Origin of the sequence: Rhodospirillum rubrum ATCC 11170, assembly GCF_000013085.1 — a bacterium.
Taxonomy (GTDB): domain Bacteria; phylum Pseudomonadota; class Alphaproteobacteria; order Rhodospirillales; family Rhodospirillaceae; genus Rhodospirillum; species Rhodospirillum rubrum.
This window is the reverse complement of record NC_007643.1, coordinates 2,085,267-2,103,825: the sequence shown is the minus strand read 5'-3', so window position 1 is coordinate 2,103,825 and position 18,559 is coordinate 2,085,267. Positions and strand designations below refer to the sequence as shown.

Annotated in this window: 13 protein-coding genes and 2 tRNA genes; 10 read left to right on the top strand and 5 right to left on the bottom strand. The window is 64.7% G+C overall.

The genetic code is table 11. The annotated features are described in order from the left end of the window. Positions 1–171: 171 nt before the first annotated feature. The gene (locus RRU_RS09380) at positions 172–2,832 is read left to right on the top strand and encodes a sensor domain-containing protein (protein ID WP_011389558.1); all 2,661 of its coding nucleotides are present in this window, start codon (positions 172–174) and stop codon (positions 2,830–2,832) included. Here RRU_RS09380 and RRU_RS09375 read toward each other — a convergent pair. Further along, complete coding sequence (locus RRU_RS09375; RefSeq protein WP_014626250.1) at positions 2,813–5,515, bottom strand: bifunctional acetate--CoA ligase family protein/GNAT family N-acetyltransferase; 2,703 nt, start codon at positions 5,513–5,515, stop codon at positions 2,813–2,815. The genes RRU_RS09380 and RRU_RS09375 overlap by 20 nt on opposite strands. 308 nt (positions 5,516–5,823) lie before the next feature. Between RRU_RS09375 and RRU_RS09370 the strand changes: the two genes are divergently transcribed. After that, complete coding sequence (locus tag RRU_RS09370; protein WP_011389556.1) at positions 5,824–6,648, top strand: undecaprenyl-diphosphate phosphatase; 825 nt, start codon at positions 5,824–5,826, stop codon at positions 6,646–6,648. Between the two features lie 448 nt (positions 6,649–7,096). Further along, entirely contained in the window at positions 7,097–8,413 is a 1,317-nt protein-coding gene (locus RRU_RS09365; protein WP_011389555.1) for a methyl-accepting chemotaxis protein, read from the top strand. A 60-nt stretch (positions 8,414–8,473) separates the two neighbouring features. On the opposite strand, the gene RRU_RS09360 is transcribed toward RRU_RS09365, so the two are convergent. The 4 genes from RRU_RS09360 to RRU_RS09345 all read right to left on the bottom strand — a co-directional run bounded on the left by RRU_RS09360 (position 8,474) and on the right by RRU_RS09345 (position 9,553). Continuing rightward, complete coding sequence (locus RRU_RS09360) at positions 8,474–8,905, bottom strand: hypothetical protein (RefSeq protein WP_011389554.1); 432 nt, start codon at positions 8,903–8,905, stop codon at positions 8,474–8,476. Between the two features lie 4 nt (positions 8,906–8,909). Then, the gene (locus tag RRU_RS09355) at positions 8,910–9,161 is read right to left on the bottom strand and encodes a type II toxin-antitoxin system prevent-host-death family antitoxin (protein ID WP_193385001.1); all 252 of its coding nucleotides are present in this window, start codon (positions 9,159–9,161) and stop codon (positions 8,910–8,912) included. Positions 9,162–9,323: 162 nt separating this feature from the next. Then, positions 9,324–9,398, bottom strand: a tRNA-Asn gene (locus tag RRU_RS09350). An 81-nt stretch (positions 9,399–9,479) separates the two neighbouring features. Beyond that, positions 9,480–9,553, bottom strand: a tRNA-Cys gene (locus tag RRU_RS09345). 295 nt (positions 9,554–9,848) lie between these two features. Here RRU_RS09345 and RRU_RS09340 point away from each other — a divergent pair. The 7 genes from RRU_RS09340 to hlyD all read left to right on the top strand — a co-directional run bounded on the left by RRU_RS09340 (position 9,849) and on the right by hlyD (position 18,536). Further along, positions 9,849–10,499 carry a protein-L-isoaspartate O-methyltransferase family protein gene (locus RRU_RS09340; RefSeq protein WP_011389552.1) on the top strand — a complete coding sequence of 217 codons (651 nt, stop codon included), beginning with the start codon at positions 9,849–9,851 and terminating at the stop codon, positions 10,497–10,499. A gap of 230 nt (positions 10,500–10,729) precedes the next feature. After that, positions 10,730–12,190 (top strand): TolC family outer membrane protein, encoded by a 1,461-nt coding sequence (locus tag RRU_RS09335; protein WP_014626249.1) that lies wholly within the window; start codon positions 10,730–10,732, stop codon positions 12,188–12,190. A gap of 196 nt (positions 12,191–12,386) precedes the next feature. After that, on the top strand, positions 12,387–13,013 hold the full coding sequence (locus RRU_RS09330; RefSeq protein ID WP_011389550.1) for a DUF2497 domain-containing protein: 627 nt from the start codon (positions 12,387–12,389) through the stop codon (positions 13,011–13,013). A gap of 112 nt (positions 13,014–13,125) precedes the next feature. Continuing rightward, entirely contained in the window at positions 13,126–15,765 is a 2,640-nt protein-coding gene (locus RRU_RS09325) for a valine--tRNA ligase (protein WP_011389549.1), read from the top strand. Between the two features lie 12 nt (positions 15,766–15,777). Beyond that, a complete protein-coding gene (locus RRU_RS09320; RefSeq protein WP_011389548.1) occupies positions 15,778–16,692 on the top strand; it encodes an HAD family hydrolase in 915 nt (304 codons plus the stop codon). 114 nt (positions 16,693–16,806) lie between these two features. Beyond that, positions 16,807–17,496 carry a DUF1956 domain-containing protein gene (locus RRU_RS09315; RefSeq protein WP_011389547.1) on the top strand — a complete coding sequence of 230 codons (690 nt, stop codon included), beginning with the start codon at positions 16,807–16,809 and terminating at the stop codon, positions 17,494–17,496. After that, positions 17,493–18,536 (top strand): secretion protein HlyD, encoded by a 1,044-nt coding sequence (hlyD, locus tag RRU_RS09310; RefSeq protein WP_011389546.1) that lies wholly within the window; start codon positions 17,493–17,495, stop codon positions 18,534–18,536. The genes RRU_RS09315 and hlyD overlap by 4 nt, the downstream gene beginning before the upstream one ends. The last annotated feature ends 23 nt before the right edge of the window (positions 18,537–18,559 follow it).

The window sequence follows — 18,559 nt, the reverse complement described above, 5'->3', positions numbered from 1 at the left end:
GATCCCGGGAAATAGGCAGGGGATTTGGAAAAAGGAATGCGCCGCCGTTTGCGTCGTGGGGATTGCGTTGGCGCGGTCGCCACGTAATATGGGCGACGTTTTTCCTTCGACCCCGGTTCTCGGTTGGCAGTTCGCGCTATCCTGGCAGTCGGTTCCTGACGAGTTATTGCAATGACCTTCGAGGACCCGTCTTTCTGGGCCGCCCTGTTGACCGCCGCCACGACGGCGGGCGCGATTACCATTCTGGTCGCCCTGGTGCGGCGCAATCAGGCGAAAGGCCCCGACCGACGGGCCAGGGAAGACGCCGAGATTTTCTTGGGCCTCTCCGATGGGTTGATCGTGCTTGACGACGGCGGCCGGGTCAGCGCCCTCAATCGCGCCGCCCAACGGATGACCGGCCAGGAGGGCGAGGCCGCCGTCGGTAAGTCGGCCCGCCGGTTGCTTCCCGGTCTTGAGAGCGTGCTCGAGGGCAAGGACCGTCTGGCCTCCTCGCTGGGCCTATGGTGCCGGCTGCCAGCGACCGGCCGCGAGGAGGCCTTGGCGTCGACCCTTGGCGCCCTACTGAGCGAGACCACCGGGCCGGCGGGGACGCGCACGGTTCTGGTGCTGCGCGACATCAGCGAACAGATCCGCCTCACCGAGGTTGACGACTGGCTGCGGGTCATCGACGGCCACCTTCTGGCCGGAACGTCGCTGGGCGATCTCGCCAATGATCTGTGCGAGCGGGTCGCCCGGGCTTTCGGATTGCCGTTGTTGTGGATCGGCGTGCCCCGCCCCGAAGGCCTTCTTGTCGTTGGCAAAGGCGGCAGCGAGGCGGCGCGTTTGAGCGCCTATCCCGAGGGCAGGGGGGACGAGGGAACCCAGGGGGTGGCCGGCCGCACGCTGCGCTCGGGCCGGGCGCAGAGCGATGATGCCGGCGAAGGCTGGGCGGCCCCGACCTGGGCGCCGGGCGTTCCCTTGGGGCGGGCCTATTGTGTAGGGCTGCGCGCGCGCGGCGAGGTGGTGGCGGTTTTGTGCCTGCGCGGCCATGGCGAGGCGCCCTCTCCCGCCCTGTCGCGCGCCCTGGAGGCCCTGGGCCCCCGTCTGGGCGAGGCCATCGTCTACGAGCGCGGCCAATCCCTGATGCGCCTGCAAAGCGCCGCCATCGCCGCCGCGGCCAACGCCATCGTCATCACCGATGGGGAAGGCCGGGTGGAATGGGTCAACGAGGCCTATCATCTGCTGTCGGGCTACGAGCGCGATCAGATCATCGGCACCCTCCCGGCCGTTCTCGCCGGGCCATCGGCGGCGAACCCGACGGCGATCGAAGCCTGGCCGACGCTGCGCGCCGGTCAGGTGTGGCGCGGGGAAATCCACGAAACCCACCGTGACGGGCGGACCTATATCGTTGACAAGACGATCACGCCGATCGTCGACGCTAGCGGCCGCCTCAGCCATCTGGTCGCCGTCGATGAGGATGTGACGGCGCGCAAGAAGGCCGAGGAACGCATCCGCTATCTATCGAACTACGATACCCTGACGCGGTTGCCCAACCGCGTGCTGTTTCGCGACCGGCTTTATCAGGCCGTCGTCCAGGCCCGGCGCGGCCATGGCGGTCTGGCGGTGATGTTCATCGATCTTGATCAGTTCAGTCTGGTCAACGACACCTTGGGCCATGCCGCCGGCGATCATCTGCTGATGACCATCGCCTCGCGCATCAATGCCGCCGCCGAGGAGGCCGATACGGTGGCCCGGGTCGGCGGTGATGAATTCGCCCTGATCCAGACGGCGCTGACCAGCGCCGATTCCGCCGCCTCGCTGGCCCGCCGGCTGATCGACGTCATCCGCACCCCCGTTGATCTCGGGGGGCGCGAAGTGGTGATCGGCGCCAATGTCGGCATCGCCATCTATCCCCAGGATGGCACCGATCCCGATAATCTGATGAAGAACGCCGATATGGCGATGTATCGGGCGGTCAAGTCGGGCGATGACTCCTGCTGCTTCTTCTCCAATGAAATGAACGCCGAAGCCGCCGTTCGTCTCAGTTTGGAAGAAGATCTGCGCCGGGCGCTCGACTCGGGCGATCAGCTGTTCTTGCACTACCAGCTGCAGTTCTGCATCGAAAGCGGCCGGCCGGTGGGGGCCGAAGCCCTGGCCCGCTGGACCCATCCGACGCTTGGCGCCATTCCGCCCACCCGCTTCATTCCGGTGGCCGAAGACAGCGGGCTGATCCTGGCCTTGGGCGATTGGGTGCTGGGAACCGCGCTCGCCGAATACGCCCGCTGGCGGGCGGCGGGCTGCGGCCGGCTGACCATCGCCGTCAATATGTCGGCCGTGCAGTTCCGCCAGAAGGGGCTGGTCGAGCGGGTGACCGACCTGCTCGCCCAGCATGGCGTGCCGCCCGAGGATCTGGAACTGGAGCTGACGGAAAGCATGCTGATGCAAGACGCCGATCAGGCGGTCGCCCAATTGACGGCGCTGTCGCAGGCCGGCATCCGCCTGTCGATCGACGACTTCGGCACCGGCTATTCCTCGCTGGGCTATCTGAAGCTGTTCCGGGTCGATAAATTAAAGGTCGATCAATCCTTCGTCCGCGACGTGACCGAAGACGGCAACGACGCGGTGATCGCCCGCGCCATCATCAACCTGGGCCACAGCCTGGGTCTCGAGGTCATCGCCGAGGGGGTGGAAACGCCCGAGCAGATGGCCTATCTGCGGCGCGAGGGCTGCGATGTGGTTCAGGGCTACCTGATGGCCTACCCCGAGCCCGGCGAAACGGTGGCCCGGCGCCTTCTCGCCCTCGACGCCTTAAGCGCGGCGCCGGCGGCCGTCGTCATGTCGCGTTCAGATTGACCTTGGCGAGATCGAGCTTCAGTTCGACCACATCGTCATCGACGATGCCGATCCGCTCGAAGCCCAACCCCTCGCAGAATTTGAGCATCCGCCGGTTGTCGCGCAGCACCTGACCGACCATCGCCTTGGTGCGGCGTTCCTGGCAGTAGCGAATGATCTTTTTCATCAGGGCCTTGCCCAGGCCCGATCCCTTGAGATCGGAGCGCACCACCACCGAGAACTCGGTGGTTTCATTGTCGGGATCGGTCACGGCGCGGACCACGCCCAGGGTCTGGCGGGCGCCGCCCTCGTCGAGCTGGGCGACGAAGGCCATCTCGCGGGCGTAATCGATCTGGGTAAGGCGGGCCATCTGGTCGTGGGGCAGTTCCTTGACCAGCCCGAAGAAGCGAAAGCGCACGTCTTCGGCGGTCAGCCGCGAGACGAATTCATGGTGTTTGGGTTCATCTTCCGGACGGATCGGCCGCAAAACAACGGCGCGCCCATCGGTCATGGTGAAGGTTTCCTCCAATTGCTTGGGGTAGGGGCGGATGGCCAGACGGTGGGGGCCCTTGGTCTTGCCCGGTTCCAGCCTCACCCGGGCATCGACGGCCAGCACGCCCCGGGAATCGGCGAACAGCGGATTGATCTCGAGTTCGACGATTTCGGGGATGTCGATCATCATCTGGGCGACCTGGATCAGGGTGACGCAGATCGATTCGATATCGGCGGCGGGCTTGTCGCGATAGCCTTCCAGCAAGCGGAAGACCCGGGTGCGTTCAAGCATGTCATGGGCCAGCGCCATATTGAGCGGCGGCAGGGCGACCGAGCGGTCGCGGATGATCTCCACCGCCGTGCCGCCCTGGCCGAACAAGATGACCGGGCCGAAGATCGGATCGGTGGTGGCGCCGACGATCAATTCATGGGCGCCGGGGCGCCGGGCCATGCGTTGCACGGTGAAGCCTTCCAGGCGGGCGCCGGGGAAGGTGGCGGTGACGCGGCCGATCATGTCCTCGGCGGCCTTGCGCACGGTCTCGGGGTGGTCGAGATCAAGCACCACGCCGCCGACATCGGACTTATGGGTGATATCGCGCGACAGGATCTTGAGGGCGACCGGCCCGTTCATCCGCCGGGCGACATCCTCGGCCTCTTCGGCGGTATGGGCGATATGGGTTTCGACGGTGGGGATGCCATAGGCGGCGAAGACCGCCTTGGCCTCGGGCTCGCTCATGATCAGATGGCCGCGCTCGATGGCGAGATCGACGATGGTGCGGGCCGAATTGGTATTGGCGGTGAACTCGCTGGGCAGGCTGGGGGGCGTTTCCATCAGCATGTCCTGGTTGCGCCGGTAATCGACCATATGCATGAACCCCTGGACCCCTTCGTCGGGGGTCGAGAAGGTCGGGATCTGGGCCTCGGCGAACAGACCGCGCGCCTCGGTCACGCTCGCCTGTCCGACCCAGCAGGTGAAGATGCTGGCGGTGCGCCGGGCGCGGGCCACGTCGATGACCTTGCGGGCGATGTCGCTGGGCGAGGAGAAGGCGCTTGGCGCATGCATCACCAGCACCGCGTCGACATCATGGGAATCGAGCAGGACCTCCAGGGCGGCGGTATAACGCTCGCCCGGGGCGCTGCCGCCGATGTTGAGGGGATTGGCGACCACCGTGCTGGCCGGAACCACCGTATGCAGGCGGGCCAGGGTTTCTGGGGAGAGCTTGGCCAGGGTGCCGCCGCGATCGCTCAATTCGTCGACGGCCATCACGCCGATGCCGCCGCCATTGGTCAGGATGGCCAGGCGTTCGCCGCGCATCGGCCGGCGGGTATGGGCGATGGTTTCCACGGCGCTGAACAGCTCTTCCAGGCTGTAAACCCGCAGCATGCCGGCGCGTTTGAAGGCGATGTCGTGGATGCTGTCGGTGCCGGCCAGATTGCCCGTATGCGAGGCCGCCGCCCGCGCCCCTTCCTCGCCACGCCCCGATTTGATGACGATGACCGGCTTGTTGCGCGCCGCCGAGCGGGCGGCCGACATGAATTTGCGGGCGTCGGTCAGGGTTTCGATATAGAGCAGCACGGCCCGCACGTCGGGCTGGGCGCCCAGGTAGTCCACCGCATCGCCGAAATCGACATCGGCCTTGTCGCCCAACGACACGAAATGGGAAAAGCCGATGCCCCGGCCCTTGGCCCAATCGAGCACGGCGGTGCACAGCGCGCCCGACTGGCTGATGAAGGCCGCCTTGCCGGGCAGGGCGGGCTGGTGGGAAAAGCTGGCGTTGAGGCCGAGCGCCGGCACCAGCAGCCCGACGCTATTGGGGCCGAGCACGCGCACCATATGGCGCCGCGCCGCGTCGAGGGTGGCTTGCTGAAGCGATCGCCCCCCCGCCTCGCGGGCCCGCGACAGGCCCTCGGTCATGACGATGCAAGCCTTAGTGCCGCGATCGCCCAGTTCCGCCACCGCCATCGGCACCGAGTCAGGGGGCGAGCAGACGATGGCCAGATCGGGGGCGACGGGCAGGCTGGCGACATCGGCATAGGCGAGAACGCCGCCAACGGCCTGATACTTGGGATTGACCGGCATGATCGGTCCGCCGAACCCGCCGCTCAGCAGGTTGCGCATCACCAGATGGCCCACCGTATTGGCCTGATTGGACGCGCCGATCACCGCCACCGAACGCGGGGCGAACAATGCGGACAGGTTACGCACACTCATCGGTCGTCTCCCCACTCCGGCCGACGGTTCCGCGCCCATTGGCGGTCCGCCCCGATCGCCGCCTTAACTTTTTTGGTCGTCTTATCGTCGCGCCCGCGGGCTTGGCCGCCCCCGTCCGACCGCCCGGGTGGCCTAAGGTGTCCGCCTGGGCGGCCTAAGGTGACGTGTTTCGCCCCCCCGTGCAACCCCCGGCCGAAACGCCGCCCCGCGCAAGAAGGGGGTGGCAGAGAACGGCGTTTTGGGGGAAGAATGCCGGCCGTCGGCGGCCGCGAGGGCGCCGTTTTTCACAAGCGGAAAGGCGCGATCGAATGGATCTCGTAATGCTGATCAAGGCCGCCATCCTTGGTCTTGTCGAGGGGATAACCGAGTTCCTGCCGATTTCGAGCACCGGCCATCTGATTATCGCCGGCAGCCTGCTCGATTTCCTTGATGAACAAAAACGCGACGTTTTCGTCATCGTCATCCAGCTCGGCGCCATCCTGGCGGTGTGCTGGGAATACCGGCGGCGACTGACCGATGTGGTGGCCGGGCTGGGCAGTGATCCCCAATCGTGGAAATTCGTCACCAATCTGCTGATCGCCTTCCTGCCCGCCGTGGTTTTGGGGCTGACCTTCGGCAAGGCGATCAAGGCCCATTTGTTTTCGCCCGTGCCCGTGGCCACGGCCTTCATCGTCGGTGGTCTGGTCATTCTGTGGGCCGAGCGCCGGCGCCATCCGATCCGGGTGCGCGAGGTCGACGAGATGACCTGGGTCGATGCCCTGAAGATCGGCCTCGCCCAATGCTTCGCCCTGATCCCGGGCACCTCGCGCTCGGGGGCGACGATCATCGGCGGTTTGTTCTTCGGCCTGTCGCGCAAGGCGGCGACCGAGTTCTCGTTCTTCCTGGCGATCCCGACGCTGACGGCGGCCTCGCTCTATGACCTCTATAAGAACCGCGCCCTCTTGGATGGCGATATGAGCGGCCTGATGGCGGTGGGGTTTGTCGTTTCCTTCCTCAGCGCCCTGGTCGCCGTGCGCGGTCTGATCCGCTACATCTCGCGTCACGACTTCACGGTCTTTGCCTGGTATCGCATCGCCTTTGGTCTGGTGGTCTTGGCGACCGCCTGGTCCGGGCTGGTGTCGTGGAGCGCGTGAGGGAAGGGGCGGGGACGAGAAGTCCCCGCCCGCCGACGCCCGGAACGAGGATTTCACGGCCTGCATGGCGGTTTTACCAAGGCGCAATGAACTTCTCTCGGGTGATCCTGGGGATTTCGGAGTCATTTTAAAATTTATTTTTGGTATTTTTCTTTTTTTAAGGTTTTATTCAACGTTAAATTGTCTCTCTATGGTAGAAAGTCTAACTCTTGTTTCTCAGAGAGAGTTTATTTCTTTGGCTTTCCTGAAAAAATAGAATTTTGTTTTCTCTCCGTCTGGAAATAATCAAGTTTTTGTGTTATTTATCGGCCTGAATTTTTGGTGGAGTCCGCATCGGTTCCGGATGGTGGCGCCCGCAGAGGCGCCCTCCGCAGGGCTTGCGAATCCTGTGGAATAGTCATCGCTCCCCTGCCCTCGACCCTGCCGCAACACACAAAGGGACTTGATCATGGGGACGTTTTTCTCAGCGGTTTTCAATGGCGCCTCGGCCCAGCAAAAAGACGATGCGGAGGTTCTGGCTTTGCTCAAGACCCGTGCCGGGGTCGGGCTGTGGGATGTGAAATTGCACGGGTCCGATCCCCTGCATCCGCTCAGCGTCTGGCATTGGTCGAGCGAGCTGCGCCGTCTGCTTGGTTTCACCGACGCCGCCGAGTTTCCCGATGTCGTGAAATCCTGGTCCGAGCGGCTTCACCCCGATGATGTCGCCACGGCCCTGGGCGCCTTCACCAATTGCCTCTCCGGGCGGTCCGCCGTCAAAGACAGTTATGATGTTTCCTATCGTCTCAAAAGGAAGGACGGCGCCTATCACTGGTTCCGGGCGATGGGCGGCGTGAACCGGGATGGCGCGGGCAAGGCGACGCGGATGTGCGGATCGCTGATCGATATCGACGCCGAGCGGGTGTCCGAGGCCAGACGCCGCGAGGATACCCAGCGTTTTGCCGATAGCTTCGAGGCCCAGGTGATGGGGTTGGTTCAATCGGTTTCCGGCGCGTCGGGCGATTTGCAGACGACGGCGCGGTGGTTGTCCTCGGGGGCGGCCGAAGCGGCCGATCAGGCGGTAACCGTCGCCGCCGCCGCCGGACAGGCGACCTCGAACGTGGAGACCGTGGCCTCGGCCGCCGAAGAGCTTTCCGCCTCCGTCTCGGAAATCTCGCGTCAAATGGCGGATTCGGCCCGCATCTCGACGGCGGCCTCGGAAGAGGCGGCGCGCACCAACGCCATGGTCCAGGGCTTGGCCACCGCCGCCAATAAGATCGGCGAGGTGGTCAAGCTGATCAACGATATCGCCAGCCAGACCAATCTTCTGGCGCTCAACGCGACGATCGAGGCGGCGCGGGCCGGCGAAGCGGGCAAGGGCTTCGCCGTGGTGGCCGGAGAGGTCAAGAACCTCGCCAATCAGACCGGCCGCGCCACCGATGAGATCGGCCTGCAGATCGCCGCCGTTCAGGAGGAAACCCGCAAGACCGTCGAGGCGATCAAGGGAATAGCCGCGACGATCGAGCAGGTTCGCGAGAATGCCTCCGGCATCGCCTCGGCGGTCGAGCAACAGGGGGCGGCGACCCGGGAAATCGCCCGCAACGTCGAACAAGCCGCGACCGGCACCCGGCAGGTCTCCCAAAATATCGACTCGATCAGCAACAACGCGACGGAGGCGGTGAAGGGAGCGGGGCAGGTGCTGACCTCGGCCGACGGCCTTGCCACGTCGTCGCAAAACCTGCGCGACGCGGTGACTCGCTTCCTGGCCGAGGTTCGTTCGACGACTTGACGCCTTCGATCGTCCGGGCGCGCTTTGAGGATCGACCCCGGCTCTGCTCACTCGGTCAGACTATTCCCGCGGTGTGAGGAGGAGGCGTCGGTCCCGTTGATGGGCGGCTATTCCTTTCTTCACCGCGGCGAAAATCTCAATCGGCAGGAATCCCCAGGCAAAGATATCGGGCTTGTCACGGGCGATTGGTCGCAGGTCATAGCCGGGCCAGATGAAACGGTTGAGTTCGCTGGTAACGATCCAGGATGGCATATCGTCCAATCCCAGGTGCTTTTTGACGCCAGGGTACAGGTCCACGGCATGGGGATCGTTCGGCCGGGAGTGGGTGATCGGGGCCAGATAAACCCTGGTGTCGCCGTCCCTATCGGCCGTGGCAAGAACAATGGCGCAGGGGCGGGTCTTGCGGCCTTCCTCCGCCCCCCGCCGGTGTTGATCATGCCAGAGATAAGAATAGGAGATGACGAGGCCCGGCACCGGCTCCGGCAGCGTCATTGGCTTACGTGTCGAGGCTGTAGCGGTGCGGCGGCGGAACCTCGGCGGCCTCGATCAACGCCAGTTCGCTCTCGCTCAGGTCTCCTGAGGCGATGGCGTCACGCTGAGCTTGTTTCATCTCATGAAAGGTCTTGGCCGAAACGATATAGACGGTTTCCTGGCCATGTTTGGTAACCCGGACCGGCTCGTTGAGCGCCTTGTCATGGTAGGCGCCGAAGTCCTTCTGCACCTCGGACGAGGAAGCCGTGCTGGACATAAAATTCTCCATTCCGCATCTCCCGTAGGATATGGAAAGGGTCGATCCCTTCACAAGCCCCTCTGCCCATGAGGGCGGCGCGGCATTTTTCCCCAATCAAGTCCGGCATTGGGTTTTTCAACGAAAAAACCCCTGAAACCTTGCGGTTTCAGGGGTTTTTATTGGCTCCGGAGGAGGGATTCGAACCCCCGACCAATCGGTTAACAGCCGATTGCTCTACCGCTGAGCTACTCCGGACCAGACAGCGCCGCTTAAGAAGCGCTTATATACACGATAAAACCAAACATACAACAAACCAAACAAACAAGGCGTCAGGACTGGAGGCCGGAGCCGGAATCGAACCGACGTACGCGGATTTGCAGTCCGCTGCATAACCACTCTGCCATCCGGCCGTGGCCTGACCTTTGGACCGCACGATACGGTGTTCGGATCCGCTGCCCGAGCCTCCCGCCGACCGGGGACCCTGGGGTTCCGTCCGGCGAGGGCGGCTTTATACGCTTGGGGTTTCCGGCGGTCAAGCACTCAAATAACAAAAAAATTCACGCCCCCGTCCGCGCCCCTTACACCCCCGGGGGAGGGCTCCCATTGTCATGGGGGGGCGGCATCGCTATAACCCGAACGACCCGTCGTTCTCGACTTCCACAGGCGGGTTTCGTGAAGGCCTGATTTCCAGAAGGGTGGGTAACCATGGACTACGGCGTCGCACGCACGAACATGATCGAGAACCAGATACGAACCAACCGGGTCACCGATCCGCTGGTCATCGAGGCGATGGCGGCGGTGCCGCGGGAGATCTTCGTTCCCAAGGCCTTTCGCGGCGTCGCCTATGTCGACGAGGATCTGGCGATCGGGGGAGGGCGCTTCCTGCTCGAACCCCTTAATACCGCAAGGCTGCTCCAGGTGGCGGCGATCAAGACATCCGACGTGGTTCTCGATATCGGCTGCGCCAGCGGGTATTCGTCGGCCGTGCTCGCCCGCATGGCCAGCACCGTCGTCGCCCTGGAATGCGACGGCGAATTGGCGGCCAAGGCGATGGCCAATCTCGCCGAGCTGGGGCTCGACAACGCCGTGGTGGTCAGCGGACCGCTGCGGGACGGCTATGCCAAGCAGGCCCCTTACGACGTCATCGTCATCAATGGCGCGATTCCGGCCGTTCCCGCGGCGCTGAAGCATCAGCTTGCCGATGGCGGTCGGCTGGTGGCGGTGGTCCATGAAAAGGGTTCGGGCCGGGTGAGCGTCACCGAGCGTCATGGCGATGTCTTTGGCCATCGCATCGCCTTTGATGGAAACTCGCCTTTGCTCAAGGATTTCGAAGAAACCCCCGCCTTCGTTTTCTGATCCCGTCCATCCCATCCCGTCCGGTGGGCCGCCGATCGGGGGCGGGCGGCCGTCGGTCGGGGGCCTCGGCGTTGGTGTTTTGCGTTGCACCCCTCTGGTGGTCGTGCATTCTTACAAAAGGGGAGGCCACGCCTTTCCTTTGCGACGATCTCCGTCTTGCCGTCCCCTTTGGGGCGCGGGCGGAGCGGGCGCCCGAGCGGACCGTTTTCGAGGCCTTTCGAGAGAAACTCATGATAAAGCCAGTATCCATTGCCGTTGCCTCCCTGCTGGTCGCCGGGCTCGGTCTGTCCTCGCCGGTCATGGCCGAAACCTTCGACGAGGCCTTGGTTTCCGCCTATCAGGCCAATCCCACCTTGCAGGCGCGCCGCGCCCTGCTGCGCGCCGTCGACGAACAGGTGCCCCAGGCGCTGTCGGACTGGCGCCCCCAGGTCTCGGTCCAGGGCTCGACTTTCTATCAGCAAATGGATTACGAGCCCGGCCGCAAGAACCTCGACAACCGGCCCGCGACCCTGGGCGTGGTCCTTCAGCAAAACATCTTCCGCGGCTTGCGGACGGTGGCCCAGACCGATCAGGCCAAGGCCCAGGTCCAGTCCGAGCGGGCGTTGCTGCGTTCGGTCGAGCAGACCGTGCTGCTCAATGCCGCCCAGGCCTATTTCAACGTGATCCGCGATCAGGCGGTTCTCGAATTGAACATCAACAACGAACAGGTTCTGCGCCGCCAGCTCGACGCGGCCAATGACCGGTTCCGGGTCGGCGAGATCACCCGCACCGATGTCGCCCAGGCCGATTCGCGGCTCGCCGGCGCCATCGCCGATCGCATCCAGGCCGAGGGCACGCTGGAAAGCAGCCGGGCCAATTACACCCAGGTGGTCGGCCATCCGCCCGAGAACATCCAGCCGCCGCCGCCCTATGCCCGTCTTCCCCAAACCCTGGAAGATGGCCTCAACACGGCGCTTTCGGCCAATCCCGACGTCATCGCCGCCCTGTACGTCTGGCGTCAGGCCCAGGCCGCCATCCGCGATCAGCGCGGCAAGCTTCTGCCGACGCTGAACGCCGAGGTGTCCTATAGTTTTTCGCATAATCCGTCGGCGACCACCGAATACGACACCAAGACCTTCCAGGCCGGCCTCAATCTGACGGTGCCACTCTACCAGGGTGGGGCGGTCTATTCGCAGATCCGTGACGCCAAGCACCGCGCCGGTCAGCGCCGGCTGCAGGTTGACGAGCAGCGCGAGGCGGTGATCGAATCCTTGACCTCGGCCTGGGAAACCCTGACCTCGGCCCGCGCCCGGGTATCGTCCTATAAAAGCCAGATCGAGGCGGCGGGGATCGCCCTTGATGGGGTGCAGCGCGAGGCCCAGGTCGGGTCGCGCACGGTGCTCGACGTTCTCGACGCCGAGCAGGAGCTGCTGACCTCGCGGGTCAATCTGGTGCGCGCCGAGCGGGATTCGGCGATTTCCACCTATGAGGTGTTGGCCGCCCTTGGCGCGATGACCGCCGAGGATCTGGGGCTGAACACGCCGCTCTATGACGCCACCGCCCATTACAACGACGTGAAGGGGCAGTGGATCGGCGGCAATGATCTGGCCAATCAGGACGAGGATCTGATCGTCAAAACGGCGCCGCCGATCGACGGCGACAGTATGACCCGTCCGGTGCGCGCCCTCGACAGCGCCACCGGAACCCGCTAGGGGGGACGGCCGTTCTGATGATCATCAGACACCGGAAGAGCCGATCGACTCTTCCGGTGTTTTTGTTTCCAAGGAAGTCCTAAGTGTAACGGATTGTTTACGCGCAGGCTTTTAAGCTGCACCCTACGAACGCAAACCGATCGGATCGGGCGAGTCCAGCACCATGAGCCAAGAGAACGCGCAACAGGAACCGTCCATGGAGGACATCCTGGCCTCCATTCGGAAGATCCTCTCCGAAGACGAGGAAAAGGCCGAGGAGCGGGCCCCGGAACCGGAGCCCGAGCCCTTTGTCTTTCCCGAGCCGGAGCCCGAACCGGAGCCCGAACCCGATCTCGGCGCCTGGGGCCTGGAGGAGGACGAGGAGGAACCCCTCGTGCTCGACCAGCCGGCCTTCGAACCCAAAGACGAGGTGCTGGAGTTGACCGAGGATATGTTCGTCGATGACGAACCGATCCCCGAACCCGAACCCGAACCGCCGCCGCCCCCTCCGCCACCCCCCCCTCCGCCGCCGCCACCCCCGCCACCCCCCCCTCCGGAACCGCCGCCCTTTGTCTCCGAGATCGAGGACGATCCGGTGGACGAGCGCCTGATTTCGGCGACGACCGAGGTGGCCGCCGGCGGCCTGCTCGCCGAACTGGCTTCGGCGGTCGCCCGCGAACGGACCATCGGCCTTGGGCATGGCGGCGTCACCCTTGAGGACATGGTGCGCGAGATCCTGCGCCAATTGCTCAAGGACTGGCTCGACGAGAATCTGCCCTATATGACCGAGCGGCTGGTTCAGAAGGAAATCGAGCGACTGGTCGATCGCGCTGAAAAACTTTGATTCCCCCCGATCAACCCCTATGATTGCCGGCCCTTCGGGGCCGGTTGCCGTTTCCGGGGCCGGTCGATCCGAGTCCAATGATATTTTGACGTGAAGAAGGAACGGTCCCGCCATGCTGGACAAGACCTACAGCGCCGCTGACGTCGAAGAGCGCCTGTATACCCGCTGGGAAAACGCCGGCGGGTTCGCCGCTCATCCCGACAGCCCCGCCCAGCCCTATACCATCATGATGCCGCCGCCCAATGTGACGGGCAGCCTGCATATGGGCCACGCGCTGACCTTCACGCTTCAGGACACCCTGATCCGTTATCATCGCATGAGCGGCCGCGACGCCCTGTGGCAGCCGGGGTCCGATCACGCCGGCATCGCCACCCAGATGGTGGTGGAGCGCCAGCTCGCCGGCAAGGGGATCACCCGCCACGACCTGGGCCGCGAGGCCTTCATTTCCAAGGTCTGGGAATGGAAGGCCCATTCCGGCGGCACCATCCAGCGCCAGCTGCGCCGCCTGGGCGCCTCGCCCGACTGGCCGCGCGAACGCTTCACCATGGACGACGGCTTGTCCAAGGCCGTGCGCAAGGTTTTCGTTCGCCTGCATAAGGACGGACTGATCTACCGCGACAAGCGGCTGGTCAATTGGGATCCGGTGCTGCACACGGCGATTTCCGACCTTGAGGTCGAGCAGCGCGAGACCAAGGGCAAGCTGTGGCACCTGCGCTATCCGGTGGACGGGCAGAAGGGCCGCTTCATCGTCGTCGCCACCACCCGCCCCGAGACCATGCTGGGCGATACCGCCGTCGCCGTCCATCCCGAGGACGAGCGTTTCAAGGACCTGATCGGCCAGTTCGTCATGCTGCCGCTGGCCCATCGGCGCATCCCGATCATCGCCGATGATTACGCCGACCCGACCAAGGGATCGGGCGCGGTGAAGATCACCCCGGCCCATGATTTCAACGACTTCGAGGTCGGTCGCCGGCACAATCTGCCGATGATCAATATCCTTGATATGAATGCCAAGCTGAACGGCAATGTTCCCCAGGCCTATCAGGGGCTCGATCGCTTCGTCGCCCGTGACAAGGTGATCGCCGAGTTTGAGGCCCTCGACCTTCTCGAGAAGATCGAAGACAACCCGATGACCCAGCCCTATGGCGATCGCTCGGGCGTGATCATCGAGCCGTGGCTGACCGATCAATGGTTCGTCGATGCCGCCAAGCTGGCCGTCGAGCCGATTCGCGCCGTCGAAGAGGGACGGACCCGCTTCGTTCCCAAGCATTGGGAAAACACCTTTTTCGAATGGATGCGCAACATCCAGCCCTGGTGCATCAGCCGCCAGATCTGGTGGGGGCATCAGGTTCCGGCGTGGTATGGCCCCGATGGCACCATCTTCGTCGAGGAGACCGAGGACGAGGCGCGCACCGCCGCCCACGACCATTACGGCGTCGCCACCGAACTGACCCGCGACACCGACGTGCTCGACACGTGGTTCTCCTCGGCCCTGTGGCCGTTCTCGACCCTGGGCTGGCCCGACCAGACCCCCGAGCTCGCCCGCTATTATCCCGGCGACGTGCTGGTGACCGGCTTTGACATCATCTTCTTCTGGGTCGCCCGGATGATGATGATGGGCCACTACGTCATGGGCGACGTGCCCTTCCGCGACGTTTACATCCATGCCCTGGTCCGCGACGAGAAGGGCCAGAAGATGTCGAAGTCCAAGGGCAATGTCATCGACCCCCTGGATATGACCGATCAATACGGCACCGATGCCCTGCGCTTCACCCTGATCGCCATGGCCGCCCAGGGCCGCGACATCAAGATGAGCGAGCAACGCGTTGCCGGATATCGCAATTTCTGCACCAAGCTGTGGAATGCGGCGCGCTTTTGCCAGATGAACGACTGCCTGCCGCAGCCGGTCTTCGATCCGACCACCGCCCGCCATACCCTGAACCGCTGGATCGGCGCCAAGACCGAGGATTGCGCCGCCAAGGTCGCCGAGGCGATCGAGGCCTATCGCTTCAATGACGCCGCCCAGGTCGCCTATGGCTTCGTCTGGAACACCTTCTGCGATTGGTATCTGGAGATGGCCAAGCCGATCCTCCAGGGCGAGGACGGGGTGACCAAGGCGGAAACCCAGGCGATGGCGGCTTGGGTTCTTGATACCATCTTGCACATTCTTCACCCGATGATGCCCTTCATCACCGAAGAGCTGTGGGAGAAGATCGCCGCGCGCGAGGGTCAGCTTATCACCGCCGCCTGGCCGAAGGGGCAGGGGCTGGCCGCGCCCGAGGCCGAGGCCGAGATGGATTGGGTGGTCGGCGTCGTTTCGGCGGTGCGCAGCGTGCGCGCCGAAATGAACGTGCCGCCCGGCGCGCGCATTCCCCTGGTGATCAAGGGCGCCACGGCCGTCACCCTCGCCCGGATCGAGACCCACCGTCCGCTGCTCGCCAGCCTTGCCCGTCTCGAGTCGATCGAGGTCAGCGATACGGTTCCCAGCCAGGGCGCCGCCCAGGTCGTGGTCGGCGAGGCGACGTTGGTTCTGCCTTTGGCCGGGGTGATCGACCTTGACCGGGAGCGGGCGCGCTTGGGCAAGGAACTGCTCCGCCTGGATGGCGAAGTGGCGCGGATCGACAAGAAGCTGTCCAATCCGGCCTTCATGGCCAAGGCCCCCGACGAGGTGGTCGAAGAGCAGCGCGAGCGGCGGGCCGAGTATGAAAGCCAGCGCGACAAGGTGCGTGACGCCCTGACCCGCATCGCCTGATCGGAGCGCGTGGTGCTGTTTCTTGAGTTCGCGGCGGCCTGGGATGTCTATCTGGCCGCCGCGCCCTTCCTTCCGTCCCGGCCGGCTCCGCCCATTGGCGGCTGTCGTCGCATCGAAGGCGTTGGCGCCGTCGCCGACGCCTTCGATCTGATCGTGCTCGACGCCTATGGCGTTCTGCACGAGGGAGCCGAGCCCTATCCCGCCGCGCTGGAGGCTTTTGCCGCCTTGCGCGCGCGCGGCAAGGCGGTTTGTGTGGTGACCAATGCGGTCACCCATGCCCCGGGCGATGTCGCGGCGCGGCTGACTGCCCTGGGCTTTCCCCTTGATGCCGGCGAAGTGGTTTCGGGGCGGTCCTTGCTGCCCGATCTGCTGGCCGGGGAACAGGATCAGGGGAGCGGGATCATGGTGTTGGGCAGCCACACCGCCCCGGTACAGGAGCGCTTCCCCCAAGCCATCGCCCAGGATTGGACGGCCGAGGCCTTGGATCGGGCGCGCGGCTTCTTGCTGATCGACACCAACGGCTGGATGGACGACGAGCCCGAAAGCCGCTTGGGCGCCAGCCTGCGGGCCAATCCGCGGCCGCTGATCGTCTGCAACCCGGATGTCACCTGTCCCTTCCTCGGCAAGCTGAGCTACGAGCCGGGCTATTTCGCCTTTCGTCTGGCGGCCGAGATCCCCGATCTGCCGCTGCGCTTCCTTGGCAAGCCCTATGGCGCCATCTATGACCGCGTGGCCGCGCGCTTCCCCGGCATCGCCCGTGAGCGCATCCTTGCGGTTGGCGACAGTCCGCATACGGATGTTCTGGGGGCGAGAAGTGCTGGAATGGCGGCGCTTCTGGTCGAGAGCGGCCTGTTTCGCGGCCGCGACACCGGGCGTCTGCTGGCGGAGTGCGCCATCCTTCCCGATTTCATCGCCCCCCATCTCTGAGCCTGTTTGCCGGCGGCTTCGCCTCTGGCTTTGGCGGCGAAAAATTCAGTCGATTGATTCATTCGGTCGAATGAATTACATTGATCCCCAGGACAGCAAGGGAGTGGTTTGACGATGGCCGACCTTCGGAAATCCCGTGGCGACCAAGGCGAGGTGACGCGCGAAAAGCTGTTGACGGCGGCTTTGGACCTGTTTGGCCGCCGGGGGTTCGATGGCACCTCGACGCGGGCTTTGGCCGATGCCGCCGGGGTCAATCTTCAGGCCATTCCCTATTATTTTGGTGGCAAGGAGGGGCTTTACCGCGAAACCGCCGGCGCCATCGCCGACGCCATCGCCGCCCGACTGGCCGACAGACGGGCGCGTATCGCCGCCCGCCTTGATGAGGCGACCGCGATGGGGCGGCCGATCGATCCCGCGGAGGCCCGGGTTCTGCTGACCGACGTGGTTCAGACGATGGCCGGGCTTTTCGTAAGCAAGGAGTCCGAGCCTTGGGCGCGCTTCCTGATCCGCGAGCAGATGGAACCAACCGAAGCCTTTCGCCAGATTTACGGCACGGTGATGAAGCCCGTTCTCGATCTGGCGGGGCGATTGGTCGGCGTTCTGCTGGACGAGGATCCGGTATCGGAGTCGGTCCGTCTGCGCACGGTATCGCTGATGGGCGGCGTTCTCGTGTTCCGCGTCGCCCATGCCGCCGCCCTGACCCACCTTGACTGGCCGACCATCGGCGCCCGCGAGGCCGCCGTGGTCGCCGATCTGGCCGGGGATCTTGTCGCATCGATCGGGCCAAGGGAGAGGCGGGAATGAAAAAGCGACTGCTGGGCGGCGTTCTTGGTCTGGTGATCTTGGGCGGCGGGCTCGCCGTTTGGGGGGACATCCCTAGGCGTCTGGGCTGGGGCGGGGAGGGCGAGGATCGGCTGACCCTGTATGGCAATGTCGATATCCGTCAGGTGCAACTGGGCTTTCGGGTGAGTGGTCGCATCGATCAGGCGATGGTCGATGAAGGCGATTTCGTTACGGAGGGAACGGTTCTCGCCCGCCTTGACGTCGCGCCTTATGACGACGCGGTGCGCGCTGCCGAGGCGGGGGTTGGCGAACGACAGGCCAGCTTGGACAAGCGTGTCGCCGGTCCGCGCCCGGCCGAAATCGCCCAGGCTAAAGCCGTTTATGCGGAACACTTGGCCAATTTGACCTATGCCCGCCAGGATTTCGACAAGGCCGACAAGCTTTTGCCAAGCGGCGCGGTGTCACGCAGCCTGTTTGATCACGCCCAGGCGCAAAGAGGCGTGGCCCTCGCCCGTGTCGATGCCGCCCGGGAGGCCTTGAGGCTGCTTGAGGAAGGAACCCGGGCCGAGGATATCGCCGCCGCCCGCGCCAGCTTGCTGGCGGCCCAAGCCGATTTATCCTCGGCGAGAACCGCCCGCCGTGATACCGAGCTCAAGGCTCCGGCCGATGGGGTCATTCTGTCGCGGGTGCGCGAACCCGGGGCGATCGTCGCCTCGGGTGACATCGTCTATGTGATGTCGCTGAAGGCTCCGGTCTGGGTCAGGGCCTATGTGTCCGAAAGCAATCTTGGCCGCGTCTATCCGGGCTTGCCCGTCGAGGTCTTGACCGACGGTGCTCCCCACAAGCCCTACCGGGGAACCGTCGGCTTCATCTCGCCGGTCGCCGAGTTCACCCCGAAAACCGTTGAAACCCCCGATCTGCGCACGGATCTGGTCTATCGCCTGCGCGTGGTCATCGCCCAGGCCGATGACGGCTTGCGTCAGGGAATGCCCGTCACTCTTCGCCTCGCTCCCCCGGGGAGCCCGCAGGCTTTGCCGAGTTCCTCGCCGTCCCCGCGGTGATCCGCGTTTTTTACCCGATGCCG

What these genes read in the sequence shown, in the direction of transcription:
- RRU_RS09380 (WP_011389558.1), top strand. Translation starts at nt 172, where the DNA reads ATGACCTTCGAGGACCCGTCTTTCTGGGCCGCCCTGTTGACCGCCGCC.
- RRU_RS09375 (WP_014626250.1), bottom strand. Translation starts at nt 5,515, where the DNA reads ATGAGTGTGCGTAACCTGTCCGCATTGTTCGCCCCGCGTTCGGTGGCG.
- RRU_RS09370 (WP_011389556.1), top strand. Translation starts at nt 5,824, where the DNA reads ATGGATCTCGTAATGCTGATCAAGGCCGCCATCCTTGGTCTTGTCGAG.
- RRU_RS09365 (WP_011389555.1), top strand. Translation starts at nt 7,097, where the DNA reads ATGGGGACGTTTTTCTCAGCGGTTTTCAATGGCGCCTCGGCCCAGCAA.
- RRU_RS09360 (WP_011389554.1), bottom strand. Translation starts at nt 8,905, where the DNA reads ATGACGCTGCCGGAGCCGGTGCCGGGCCTCGTCATCTCCTATTCTTAT.
- RRU_RS09355 (WP_193385001.1), bottom strand. Translation starts at nt 9,161, where the DNA reads ATGTCCAGCACGGCTTCCTCGTCCGAGGTGCAGAAGGACTTCGGCGCC.
- RRU_RS09340 (WP_011389552.1), top strand. Translation starts at nt 9,849, where the DNA reads ATGGACTACGGCGTCGCACGCACGAACATGATCGAGAACCAGATACGA.
- RRU_RS09335 (WP_014626249.1), top strand. Translation starts at nt 10,730, where the DNA reads ATGATAAAGCCAGTATCCATTGCCGTTGCCTCCCTGCTGGTCGCCGGG.
- RRU_RS09330 (WP_011389550.1), top strand. Translation starts at nt 12,387, where the DNA reads ATGGAGGACATCCTGGCCTCCATTCGGAAGATCCTCTCCGAAGACGAG.
- RRU_RS09325 (WP_011389549.1), top strand. Translation starts at nt 13,126, where the DNA reads ATGCTGGACAAGACCTACAGCGCCGCTGACGTCGAAGAGCGCCTGTAT.
- RRU_RS09315 (WP_011389547.1), top strand. Translation starts at nt 16,807, where the DNA reads ATGGCCGACCTTCGGAAATCCCGTGGCGACCAAGGCGAGGTGACGCGC.
- hlyD (WP_011389546.1), top strand. Translation starts at nt 17,493, where the DNA reads ATGAAAAAGCGACTGCTGGGCGGCGTTCTTGGTCTGGTGATCTTGGGC.